The sequence below is a fragment of the Variovorax sp. MHTC-1 genome (genome assembly GCF_003984645.1).
Lineage (GTDB): Bacteria > Pseudomonadota > Gammaproteobacteria > Burkholderiales > Burkholderiaceae_C > Variovorax.
The window spans coordinates 329013-341496 of record NZ_RWKI01000006.1; the positions used below are offsets into that span (position 1 = coordinate 329013).

At 69.8% G+C, this 12484-nt stretch carries 8 protein-coding genes; 5 read left to right on the plus strand and 3 right to left on the minus strand.

The window, feature by feature from the left end; all coding sequences use genetic code 11:
* Window positions 1-4: 4 nt before the first annotated feature.
* Complete coding sequence (locus EJI01_RS13440) at window positions 5-2281, minus strand: ABC transporter ATP-binding protein (protein WP_126837641.1); 2277 nt, start codon at window positions 2279-2281, stop codon at window positions 5-7.
* Between the two features lie 127 nt (window positions 2282-2408).
* Here EJI01_RS13440 and cphA (EJI01_RS13445) point away from each other — a divergent pair, with 127 nt between their 5' ends.
* From cphA (EJI01_RS13445) to EJI01_RS13465, 5 genes are all read left to right on the plus strand, one after another.
* On the plus strand, window positions 2409-4649 hold the full coding sequence (cphA, locus tag EJI01_RS13445; protein ID WP_409513947.1) for a cyanophycin synthetase: 2241 nt from the start codon (window positions 2409-2411) through the stop codon (window positions 4647-4649).
* Window positions 4650-4693: 44 nt separating this feature from the next.
* Window positions 4694-7261, plus strand: coding sequence for a cyanophycin synthetase (cphA, locus tag EJI01_RS13450; RefSeq protein ID WP_126837643.1), 2568 nt, complete (start codon window positions 4694-4696; stop codon window positions 7259-7261).
* 169 nt (window positions 7262-7430) lie between these two features.
* Window positions 7431-7919 (plus strand): hypothetical protein, encoded by a 489-nt coding sequence (locus EJI01_RS13455; protein ID WP_126837644.1) that lies wholly within the window; start codon window positions 7431-7433, stop codon window positions 7917-7919.
* Window positions 7920-8018: 99 nt separating this feature from the next.
* The gene (locus EJI01_RS13460) at window positions 8019-8270 is read left to right on the plus strand and encodes a hypothetical protein (RefSeq protein WP_126837645.1); all 252 of its coding nucleotides are present in this window, start codon (window positions 8019-8021) and stop codon (window positions 8268-8270) included.
* Between the two features lie 10 nt (window positions 8271-8280).
* Window positions 8281-9786 carry a CYTH and CHAD domain-containing protein gene (locus EJI01_RS13465; protein WP_260602440.1) on the plus strand — a complete coding sequence of 502 codons (1506 nt, stop codon included), beginning with the start codon at window positions 8281-8283 and terminating at the stop codon, window positions 9784-9786.
* 10 nt (window positions 9787-9796) lie between these two features.
* Here the strand turns inward: EJI01_RS13465 and EJI01_RS13470 are convergent, their stop codons facing one another.
* Both EJI01_RS13470 and EJI01_RS13475 read right to left on the minus strand, forming a co-directional pair.
* Entirely contained in the window at window positions 9797-10726 is a 930-nt protein-coding gene (locus EJI01_RS13470; protein WP_126837646.1) for a dihydrodipicolinate synthase family protein, read from the minus strand.
* A gap of 15 nt (window positions 10727-10741) precedes the next feature.
* The gene (locus EJI01_RS13475) at window positions 10742-12478 is read right to left on the minus strand and encodes an IlvD/Edd family dehydratase (RefSeq protein ID WP_126837647.1); all 1737 of its coding nucleotides are present in this window, start codon (window positions 12476-12478) and stop codon (window positions 10742-10744) included.
* Between the last annotated feature and the right edge of the window lie 6 nt (window positions 12479-12484).

Sequence of the window (12484 nt, forward strand, 5' to 3'; positions counted from 1 at the left end):
GCGTTCATGCCTCACCCGCCGGATGCGCCGCATGGCCGCCGAGCGCCAGCGCGACCGAAGCGCGCTCGGCCGCGGAACCCGGGCTTTCGTCGTCGGCCTGCCGCAGCTGCGCCTGGTAGAGCCGCCAGTAGGCACCCTGCTTGTCCATCAGCGCATCGTGCGGACCGACCTCGACGATCTCGCCGCGGTCCATCACGACCAGCCGGTCGGCCTTGCGCAAGGTAGAGAGCCGGTGCGCGATGGCGATGGTGGTGCGGCCCTGCACCAGGTTGTCGAGCGCCTTCTGGATTTCCTTCTCGGTCTCGGTGTCGACCGCCGAGGTCGCCTCGTCGAGGATCAGGATGCGCGGGTCGATCAGCAATGCGCGCGCAATGCTGATGCGCTGCCGCTCGCCGCCCGACAAGCCCTGCCCGCGCTCGCCGACCAGCGAGTCGTAGCCGTGCGGGAGGCGCAGGATGAAGTCGTGCGCATGGGCGGCGCGCGCCGCGGCGACGATTTCCTCGCGCGTGGCACCGGGCTTGCCGTAGGCGATGTTCTGCGCGATGGTGCCGAAGAACAGGAAGGGCTCCTGCAGCACCAGCCCGACATGGCGCCGGTAGTCGGCCACGGCGAAGCGGCGGATGTCGGTGCCGTCGACCAGGATGGCGCCGTCGGTCACGTCGTAGAAGCGGCAGATCAGGTTGACCAGCGTGCTCTTGCCCGAGCCGCTGTGGCCGACCAGGCCGATCATCTCGCCCGGCTCGATCACCAGGTCGAGGTCGCGGATCACGGCGCGGCTGCCGTAGCGGAAACCGACATCGGCCATCTCGATGCGCCCCTGCACGCGCTCGACCTTCACCGGATTCGCCGGCTCGGGCACGTTGCTCACGTGGTCGAGGATGTCGAAGATGCGCTTGGCGCCGGCGGCCGCCTTCTGCGTGACCGAGACGATGCGGCTCATCGAATCGAGCCGCGTGTAGAAGCGCCCGATGTAGGCGATGAATGCCGTCAGCACGCCGACCGTGATGCGGCCGCGCGCTACCTGCCAGATGCCGAAGCCCCAGACCACCAGCAGCCCGATCTCGGTGAGCAGCGACACGCTGGGCGTGAACAGCGACCAGGTCTTGTTGAGCTTGTCGTTGACCTGCAGGTTGTAGGCATTGGCGGCATGGAAGCGGCGCGCCTCACGCTTTTCCTGCGCGAAGGCCTTGACCACGCGGATGCCGGGAATGGTGTCGGCCAGCACGTTGGTGACCTCGCTCCAGACGCGGTCGATCTTCTCGAAGCCGGTGCGCAGCCGGTCGCGCACCACGTGGATCATCCAGGCGATGAAGGGCAGCGGCACCAGCGTGACCACGGCCAAGAGCGGATTGATCGAGACCAGGATCACCGCGGTCATCGCGATCATCAGCACGTCGGTCAGGAAGTCCAGCGCATGCAGCGAGAGGAAAACGTTGATGCGGTCGGTCTCCGAACCGATGCGCGCCATCAGGTCGCCGGTGCGCTTGCCGCCGAAGTAATCGAGCGGCAAGGTGAGCAAGTGTTCGTAAGTGGTGGTGCGCAGGTCGGCGCCGATGCGTTCGGACACCAGCGCCAGCAGGTAGGTGCGGGCCCAGCCCAGCGCCCAGCCGGCCAGCGCGGCGGCCAGCAGCGCACTGAGGAACATCGCGACCTTGCCGAAGGCGATCTGCTGGCCGTTCTGGAACGGGATCAGGATGTCGTCCATCAGCGGAATGGTCAGGTAGGGCGGCACCAGCGTGGCGGCGGTCGAGGCCAGGGTGAGCAGGAAGCCGGCGATCAGCTGCTTGCGGTAAGGCTTGGCGAAACGGCCCAGCCGCAACAGGACCCAGGTGGAGGGCGGGGTCTGGAGCTCGGGCTCGGAAAGTGCCGCCTCGTCCGCCTCGGCGGCCACTGCTGTCGCCTGCGCGACACCAGCCGCCTGCTGGCCGAACAGCTTCTGCAGCCGCAGCGCGGCCGCCTGGTGGCGCAGGGTATAGCGCCAGCGCGCCAGCCGCCCGCGCAGATCCAGCAGGTCGAGGGTGCCGACGCCGGCGTGGTCGGCCAGTTGCAAATCCAGCCCCGGCGCGGCCAGCGGCCATTCGGCCCAGGCGCCTTCGGAATCGCGGGCCAGCAGGCGCCGATCGGTCAGCGCCAACAGGCCGGACGCAAACCGAAGTTCGCCATCGAGGTCAACCGGCACGGTCGCCAGAACGTTTTCCGCGGCTCTGAGCCGGCTTTTCAGTGCCTCAGAGGCCTCCTCTTCTCCGCCCTCCGGGGTGCCGACTGGATCGTGATGTTGCATTGTGTTTCTGTGTCTCTGGCCCGCGACGGGGCCCTTCATGGCGCCTGCCGGGCGCCGATTCTGACCGATGACCATGGGCGCGCCTGAAGTCGGCCCCGTGCTCGGTCAAAGCACAACGAACGTTCTCATGACCCGTTTCGACGACATCCGCCTCTTGCGCGTCAACTATTTGCGCGGCCCCAACCTCTGGACCTACCGGCCCGTATTGGAAGTCTGGCTCGACCTCGGCGCGCTCGAGGACTATCCCTCCAACAAGATCTCCGGCTTCACCGAGCGCCTGACCAGGCTGCTGCCGGCCCTGATCGAGCACCATTGCGGCGTCGGCGAACGCGGCGGCTTCATCCAGCGCCTGACCGAGGGCACCTGGTCGGGCCACGTGCTGGAGCACGTCGTGATCGAGCTGCTCAACCTGGCCGGCATGCCGACGGGTTTCGGCCAGACGCGCAGCACCTCCAAGTACGGCGTCTACCGCATGGTGTTCCGCGCCCGCGACGAGCAGGTCGCCCGCGTCGCCCTGGCCGAGGGCCACCGCCTGCTGATGGCCGCCATCAACAACGACCCCTTCGAGGCCGCCGACGTGCAGCGCGCGGTCGATGCGGTCAAGGCCAAGGTCGAGGACTGCTACCTGGGCCCGAGCACGGCCTGCATCGTCAGCGCCGCCACCGACCGCGGCATACCGCACATGCGGCTCAACAGCGGCAACCTGGTTCAGCTCGGCTACGGCGCCAACCAGCAGCGCATCTGGACCGCCGAGACCGACTACACCAGTGCGATCGGCGAATCGATCGCCAGCGACAAGGAGCTCACCAAGTCCTTGCTGGCCAACTGCGGCGTGCCGGTGCCCGAAGGCCAGGTGGTGGCCAACGCGCAGGAAGCCTGGGAAGCCGCCGAAGACATCGGCCTGCCGGTGGCCGTCAAGCCCTCCGACGCCAACCACGGCCGCGGCGTCTCGCTCGAGCTCCATACCCGCGAGGAAGTGGAAGCCGCCTTCGCCGTCGCCGAGCCCGAGGGCAGCGACGTGATGGTCGAGCGCTTCATCCGCGGCCACGAGCATCGCCTGCTGGTGGTCGGCGGCCAGGTGGTCGCGGCCGCGCGCGGCGAGATCATCACGGTGACCGGCGACGGCGCCTCCACCGTGGCCCAGCTGATCGACAGCCAGCTCAACAGCGACCCGCGGCGCGGCGCGGAAGAAGAATTCCCGCTCGACGTGATCGACGTCGCGACCGACGCCAAGCTGCAGCTCGAGCTCAAGCGCCAGGAACTGGACGCGGCCGCCGTGCCCGCCGCCGGCCGGGTCGTCACGATCCAGCGCAACGGCAACATGGCCATCGACTGCACCGACCAGGTGCATCCCGAGGTCGCGCATGCCGCCGTGCTGGCGGTCCGCGTGGTCGGCCTCGACATCGCCGGTGTCGACCTCGTGGCCCAGGACATCGGTCGCCCGCTGGCGCAGCAAGGCGGCGCCATCGTCGAAGTCAACGCCGGCCCCGGTCTGCTGATGCACCTGAAGCCGGCCGTCGGCTCGCCGCGCCCGGTGGGCCGCGCCATCTGCGACCACCTCTTTCCCGACGACGCGCCGGGCCGCATCCCGGTGGTCGGCGTGGCCGGCTCGCGCGGCACCGCCGTGCTCTCGCGCCTGGTCGCGTGGCTGATCGGCCTGGGCGGACGCCATACCGGCCTGGCCTGCCGCGACGGCTTGTTCCTCGAGCGCCGCCGCGTCGACGCGCGCGACAGCGCCACCTGGGACGCCGGCCGCCGCCTGCTGGTGAATCGGGCCGTGCAGGCGGTGGTGATCGAGAACGGCGCCCAGACCATCCTGCGCGACGGCCTGGCCTACGACCGCTGCGAGGTCGGCATCGTGACCGATCTCGACGGCGCCGAAGACCTGGCCGAGTTCGACATTACCGAGAGCGACCAGATGGTCAGGGTGCTGCGCACCCAGGTCGACGTGGTGCTGCCCGAAGGCACCGCCGTGCTGAACGCCGCGGACATGCGCGTCGCCGGCCTTGCGCCGCTGTGCGATGGCGAGGTGATCCTCTATTCGATCGACCCGCAAGCCGAGGCACTGGCCAAGCACCAGAGCGCCGGCGGCAAGGCCGTGCTGGTGCGGCAAGACCGCGTGGTGCTGGCCAACGGCAGCAGCGAATCCTTCCTCCCCGGCCTCGGCCGGCTGACCATCTGGCGCGCCACGCATGCGGGCGTCGGCCTCGAGAGCCTGCTCGCCGCGGTTGCCGCGGCCTGGGCGCTGGGCATTCCGCTCGGCCTGATCGGCGCCGGCGTCGAAGCTTTCGAAGCCGACCTGCAGTCGGCGCTCGCCTCGCTGCAGCTGTCCCAGACCCTGCTTTCGCCCGAACTTCAACTGGCCTGACCGGCAGAACCCCAGGTTCGCCGGCGCCCTACTGCCCCACCCTTATGGAAGTCACCCGCATCCGCGCCCTGCGCGGGCCCAATCTCTGGAGCCGCCACACCTGCATCGAAGCGATCGTCAGGTGCACCGGCGACGAGAACGCGATCCGCCGCCTGCCCGGCTTCGAAACGCGCCTGCGCGCGCTGTTCCCGACCATCGGCGAGCTGCACCCGATCGTGCTCGGCCAGCCGCTCGCGCTGGCGCATGTGCTCGAGAACGCGGCCGTGGCGCTGCAGGCCCAGGCCGGCTGCGCGGTGAACTTCGGCCACACCGCGCGGACCGTCGATGAAGGCATCTACCAGGTCGCCTTCCAGTACAGCGAAGAACCGGTCGGCCGGCGCGCCCTCGAGCTGGCCGAGCAGCTGATCGCCGCCGCGCAGGCCGGCACGGCCTTCGACGCCGCCGCGGCCATCACCGAACTGCGCGACCTCGACGAGTCCGAGCGCCTGGGGCCGAGCACGGGCTCGATCGTCGACGCGGCCGTGGCGCGCGGCATCCCCTATCGCCGCCTCACCCGCGGCAGCCTGGTGCAGTTCGGCTGGGGTTCGAAGCAGCGCCGCATCCAGGCCGCCGAGGTCGACAGCACCAGCGGCGTGGCCGAATCGATCGCGCAGGACAAGGAGCTCACCAAGCAGCTGCTCAACGCGGCCGGCGTGCCGGTGCCGCTGGGCCGCCCGGTCCGCGACGCGGATGACGGCTGGGCCGCCGCACGAGAGATCGGCCTGCCGGTGGTCGTGAAGCCGCAGGACGGCAACCAGGGCAAGGGCGTCACGGTCAACATCACGACGCGCGAGCAGCTGCTCGCCGCCTACGACTCGGCCGCGGCCTACGGCGAAGTGATGGTCGAGAAATTCCTGCCGGGCTTCGACTTCCGCCTGCTGGTGGTGGGCGACAAGCTGGTGGCGGCGGCGCGGCGCGATCCGCCCCAGGTGATCGGCGACGGCAGGCAGACCGTGCGCCAGCTGGTCGGCCTGGTCAACCAGGACCCGCGCCGGGGCGAAGGCCACGCGACCTCGCTCACCAAGATCCGGCTCGACGAGATCGCGATCGGCCGCCTCGAAGCCCAAGGCCTCGCGCCCGACAGCGTGCCCGCGCTCGGCCAGCGCGTGGTGCTGCGCAACAACGCCAACCTCTCGACCGGCGGCACCGCCACCGACGTGACCGACACCGTGCATCCCGAAGTCGCGGCGCGCGCGGTCGATGCCGCGCAGATGGTCGGGCTGCACATCTGCGGCGTCGACATGGTCTGCGAGAACGTGCTGCGCCCGCTGGAGGAGCAGCACGGCGGCGTGGTCGAGGTCAATGCTGCGCCGGGGCTGCGCATGCATATCTCGCCCTCCTTCGGCCGCGGCCGCGCGGTCGGCGAGGCGGTGATGGACACGCTGTTCGCCCACGGCGACGACGGCCGCATCCCGGTGGTGGCAGTGACCGGCACCAACGGCAAGACCACCACCGCGCGCCTGATCAACCACCTGCTCGCCTCCAGCGGCCTGCGCACCGGCATGACCAACACCGACGGCGTCTACGTCGACGGCCGCCAGACCGACAGCGGCGACTGCAGTGGCCCGAAGAGCGCGCGCAACGTGCTGCTGCATCCGGACGTCGACGCGGCGGTGTTCGAAGTGGCGCGCGGCGGCGTGCTGCGCGAGGGCCTGGGCTTCGACCGCTGCCAGGTGGCAGTGGTGACCAACATCGGCAGCGGCGACCACCTCGGACTCAACTACATCACCACGGTGGAAGACCTCGCGGTGCTCAAGCGCGTGATCGTGCGCAACGTGGCGCCCGGCGGCTACGCGGTGCTCAATGCGGCCGACCCCAACGTGGCCGCGATGGCCGCCACCTGCCCCGGCAGCGTGATCTTCTTCGCCGCCGACCGGCAGCATCCGGTGATGGCCACGCACCGCGCGCAGGGCAAGCGCACCCTCTACGTCGACCAGGACACGCTCGTCGCCGCCGAAGGCTCGTGGCGCGAGCGCATTGCGCTGCGCGACGTGCAGATCACGCGCAACGGCACCATCGGCTTCCAGGTCGACAACGTGATGGCCTCGGTCGCAGCGGCCTGGGCCGTGGGCCTGGACTGGGACACCATCCGCAGCGGCCTCGCGAGCTTCAAGAACGATGCCGCCGGCGTGCCGGGCCGCTTCAACGTGATGGACTACCGCGGCGCCACCGTGATCGCCGACTACGGCCACAACACCGACGCCATGCGCGCGCTGGTGGCCGCGGTCGACACCATGCCGGCGAAGAAGCGCTCGGTGGTGATCAGCGGCGCCGGCGACCGCCGCGACTGCGACATCCGCGACCAGACCGCGATCCTCGGCCAGGCCTTCGACGACGTGATCCTCTACCAGGACGCGGCCCAGCGCGGCCGCGCCGACGGCGAGGTCATGGCGCTGCTGCGGCAAGGGCTCGAAGGCGCGCAGCGCACCCGTGCCATCGACGAGATCCGCGGCGAATTCATCGCCATCGACACGGCCCTCGACAGGCTTCAGCCAGGCGATCTTTCGCTGATCCTGGTCGACCAGGTCGAGGAAGCGCTCGCTCACCTGGCTAAGCGCATCGCCGCAGGCTGAGCGCTCTGAGCCGGCGGCAGCCCGGCCGTCCTGCCGGACGTTTCCCACACGAAGCCGCGACACCTGGGCAGGATCGCGGCCACGCTGTCCCACAGTCTGCCCCGCTGGCCGCTACCAGACTGCCTTGACCGGCGGCGCGCTGCGCCGTCCCCAGTCAAGGAGTGCTCTCATGAAAACGCCCATTCGTTCGACCTTTGCCGTCCTGCTTGCTGCGGGCGGCCTGATCGGTGCCTCGTCGGCCATCGCCCAGGCGGCCGGTTCCGATGCCACCCTGCAGCGCGAGCGCGCTGTCTGCGACGGCGTTCTGCAGGATCGCACCGCCTGCCTTCGAGAAGCCGGCGCGGCACGCCATGAAGCGCGGCGCGGCGGCTTGACCAGCGCCGCACCCATCAACTACCAACAGAACGCATTGGCGCGCTGCACCCTGCAGCCGCCGGCAGACCGGACCGCGTGCGAGCAGCGCGTGCTCGGCACCGGCAGGACCACCATGGAAGGCAGCGTGCTGGGTGGCGGCGTGATCCGCGAAACCGTGACGCCGATCGTGGCGCCGACGCCGATGACCGCGCCGCCGGCAGCGCCGATGACCAGGCCGGAGCCGATGACCGCGCCCGCGCCGATGACAGCGCCGGCACCGATGGCGCCACTCCCGCTTCGTTGAGACGAAGACCAAAGCCCTACATTGTCACGCGGCTGTCATAAAAGGCCGCGGGGGTGCTGGCTATAGTCGTGGGCTCGTCAACTCCGAAGCCCCAACCCCATGAACGCCATCAAGGTCGCACGCCGATTCATCGAAACGGACCCGGCCAACGAGTCGGCCCAGATCCTGGCCCGGCTCGTCCTGGCTCTCGAATCGGAGCGCAGCTTCGAGCTGGTCACGCTCTACGACCTCGACTACAAGAGCTTCCAGCTGGCCATGGACATCCTGAAGGAATGGCGGCTCGACCGCTACTACGCCAGCAAGTCCAAGCTGTTCGACCTGTCGCTGCAGATCAGCGAGCTGCCGGGTTGATGCCCCCGCAGTGATCGAGTTCGAACTCAAGTTCCAGGTCGACGCGCAACAACGCGCCGCCGTCGAGGCGGCGGTCGCGCGCGGCCATTCGCAGCGCACCCGCCTCCAGGCGCGTTATTTCGACACCGCCGACGGTGCCTTGGCGGCACAGAAACTCGTGCTGCGCGTGCGCAAGGAAGGCAAGAACTGGATACAGACCGCCAAGGCTCCTGCAGAAGGTCCCTTGCAGCGCCACGAGCACAACGCCGACCTCCGCACCGAGCGTGCCGGCGAGGTGCCGCCGCCGCGCATCGAGCGCCATGAAGGCACGCCGGTCGGCGAGTTGATCGCGAAGGCCTTGCGCGCGGCCGGACACGAGCCGGCCGACGCCGTTCTGGTGCCGCTCTACCTCACCGATATCCGCCGCACCCTGCGCGAGATGCGCACCGGCGATGCGCGGGTCGAGCTCGCCTTCGACCGCGGCGAAGTGCGCGCCGGTGAGCAGCTGCACGCGGTGTGCGAACTGGAGATCGAGCTCAAGAGCGGCAGCCCGCAGTCGATGCTGGAGCTCGCGCGCCGCTGGTGCATGCGCTACGGCCTGTGGCTCGACACCGTGTCCAAATCGGCGCGCGGAGAGCGGCTGGCCAAGGGCGCCGAATACGGCGAGCCGATCAAGGCCGACGCGCCGAAACTGGGCGGCGATCCGAGCGGCGCGCAGGTCTTTCGCGCGGTGCTGAACAGCTGCCTGGCGCAGATCCTGCCCAATGCCAGCGAGGTCGCGGCCGGCAGCACCGATCCCGAGCACGTGCACCAGCTGCGCGTCGGCATCCGGCGCCTGCGCACCGCTTTGCGCGAGATGGCCGAGCTCGCGCCTTCCGTCGATCCGGCATGGGAGCCCGCCCTGGTCGACGCATTCCGCGCGCTGGGCCGCCAGCGCGACCGCGAGCAACTGCAGCAGATCATGCAGCCGCAGATCGAAGCCACCGGCGGCCCGTCGGTGACATTGCACGACAGCTCGCCGGACGATCCGTCGCCGGCCCCGGCCGAGGTGGTCCGTTCGGCACCCTTCCAGCTCGTGCTGATGAGCCTGATCGAAGCCTCGCTGCCCGAAGAAGAGCCCACCGGCGAAGAACCCGACCCGCCGGCCCGCAAGCCGCTGCGCGCGCGGCTGTCGAAGCTGCACCGGCAAGTGGTGCGCGACGGCCGGCGCTTCGATGCGCTCGCGGTCGAGGAACAGCATCGCGTACGCAAGCGCCTCAAGCGGCTGCGCTACCTGGGCGAGTTCGTCGCGCCCTTGTTCGGCCACGGCGCGAAGCGCTATCTGAAGGAACTGCGCCCGGCGCAGGACGCGCTCGGCACGCACAACGATGCCGCGATGGCCATCGCCGCCTACCGCGACGCGGCCCAGCGCGACGGGCGGGCATGGTTCGCGGTCGGCTGGCTCGCGGCGCGTCAGCCCGCAAGCGCGCTGAAATGCCGCGACGCGCTCGAAAAGATCGCCGGCGCGCAGCCGTTCTGGAAGCGATCCAAGCGCTGAGCCGCGCCCTTCACCGGGCCCAGCGCAGCACCAGCGGATCGAGCCGCCGCGCCGTGTCGATCAGGCCGGCGCGCGTATCGGGATGCATCGCCGGCAGGGGATGGCGCGGGGCTTCGCAGTTGATCACCCCGCCCTCCTTCATCAGCGCCTTGCAGGCGAGCAAGCCAGCCTGCCGGTTCTCGTAGTTGATCAGCGGCAGCCACTGCTGGTAGCGCGCGAAGGCGGCCTCGCGTCGGCCGGCCAGGTGGTCCATGATGATCGGCCGGATGCCGTCGGCGTAGGCGCCGCCCGTCATCGAGCCGGTGGCGCCGGCATCGAGGTCGGGCATCAAGGTGATCGCCTCTTCGCCGTCCCACGGGCCTTCGACCGCATCGCCGCCCAGGCGGATGAGTTCGCGCAGCTTCGAGGCGGCGCCCGCGGTCTCGATCTTGAAGTAGGCCACGTGCTCGATCTCCGTCGCCATGCAGGCGAGAAAGGGCGCCGAAAGCACGGTGCCGCTGGCCGGCGCGTCCTGGACCATGATCGGGATGTCCACCGCGTCGGACAGGCGCGCGTAGAAGTCGAAGATCTGCGGCTCGGGCACGCGGAAGGTGGCGCCGTGATAGGGCGGCATCACCATCAGCATCGCGGCGCCCATGTCCTGCGCGCGGCGGCTGCGCTCGGCGCAGACCTTGGTGCTGAAGTGGGTGGTGGTCACGATCACCGGCACGCGCCCGGCCACGTGTTCGAGGATGGTGCGGGTCAGGAGCTCGCGCTCGTCGTCCGCGAGCACGAACTGCTCGGAGAAATTCGCCAGGATGCAGATGCCGTCGGAGCCCGACTCGATCATGAAATCGATGCAGCGCTTCTGGCTCGCGAGGTCCAGCTCGCCCGTTTCGGTGAAGGTGGTGGGCGCCACCGGAAAGATGCCCTGGTAGCGGCGTTGGCGGGAAGAAGTCATGCGAAGGCTCCAGATTCAATGGGAATGACGCGGCACCGCGGCGCCGCGGCAGCCGACGAGGAAGTCGAAGTCGCAGCCCTCGTCCGCCTGCAGCACGTGCTCGACGTAGAGGCGCCGGTAGCCGCCGCCCGTCTCGGGCGCTTCCTGCACGGCGACGGCACGCAGGCGCTCGGCCAGCTCGGCGTCGCTGATGTCCAGGTGCAGGCGGCCCTGCTCGCAGTCGAGCTCGATCCAGTCGCCGTCGCGCACCGCCGCCAGCGGGCCGCCGTCGGCGGCCTCCGGCGCCACGTGCAGCACCACGGTGCCGTAGGCGGTACCGCTCATGCGCGCGTCGGAAATACGCACCATGTCCGTGATGCCCTGGCGCAGCAGCTTCGGCGGCAGGCCCATGTTGCCGACCTCGGCCATGCCGGGATAGCCCTTGGGGCCGCAGTTCTTCATCACCAGCACGGAGCTCGCGTCCACCTCCAGCGACTCGTCGACGATGCGCTCCTTGTAGTGCTCCAGGTTCTCGAACACCACGGCGCGGCCGCGGTGCTTGAGCAGCTCGGGCGAAGCGGCCGAAGGCTTCAGCACCGCGCCGCGCGGCGACAGGTTGCCGCGCAGGATGCAGATGCCGCCGTCCTCGACCAGCGGCCGGGCCAGCGGGCGGATCACCTCGTCGTTGCAGCTCGGCGCATCGCGCACGTTGTCCCACAGCGACTTGCCGTTGACCGTGAGCGCATCGGGATGCGGCAAGAGGCCGTTCTCGCCGAGCCGCCGCAGCACGGCCGGCAGGCCGCCCGCGTAGTAGAACTCCTCCATCAGGAAGCGGCCGGAGGGCATCAGGTCGACCAGCGTCGGCGTACCGCGGCCGATGCGCGTCCAGTCCTCGAGCTCCAGCGGGACCCCCATCCGCCCTGCGATGGCTTTCAGATGGATCACGGCATTGGTCGAGCCGCCGATCGCGGCGTTGGTGCGGATCGCGTTCTCGAAAGCCTCGCGCGTGAGGATCTTCGACAGCGTCAGCCCTTCGCGCGCCATCTCGACGGCCCGCATGCCCGACATCTGCGCCAGCACGTAGCGGCGCGCGTCGACGGCGGGAATCGCGGCGTTGTGCGGCAGCGAAGTGCCCAGCGCCTCCGCCATGCAGGCCATCGTGGACGCCGTGCCCATGGTGTTGCAGGTGCCGGCGGAGCGCGACATGCCGGCCTCGGCCGAGAGGAACTGGTGCACGTCGATCTCGCCGGCCTTCATCGACTCGTGCAGCCGCCACACGGCCGTCCCGGAGCCGATGTCGCGGCCTTCCAGCTTGCCGTTGAGCATCGGCCCGCCCGTGACCACGATCGCGGGAATGTCGCAGCTCGCCGCGCCCATCAGCAGGGCAGGCGTGGTCTTGTCGCAGCCGGTGAGCAGCACCACCGCGTCGATCGGATTGCCGCGGATCGCCTCTTCCACGTCCATGCTCGCGAGGTTGCGCGTCAGCATCGCGGTCGGGCGCAGGTTCGACTCGCCGTTGGAGAACACCGGAAACTCGACCGGGAAGCCGCCCGCCTCCGACACGCCGCGCTTCACGTGCTCGGCGATCTTGCGGAAGTGCGCGTTGCAGGGCGTCAGCTCCGACCAGGTATTGCAGATGCCGATGATCGGCCGGCCGTCGAACTCGTGGTCCGGGATGCCCTGGTTCTTCATCCAGCTTCGGTACATGAAGCCGTTCTTGTCGGCCGATCCGAACCATTCGGTCGAGCGCAGTTTCTTGGGGGTCGGGGGCATGCGATG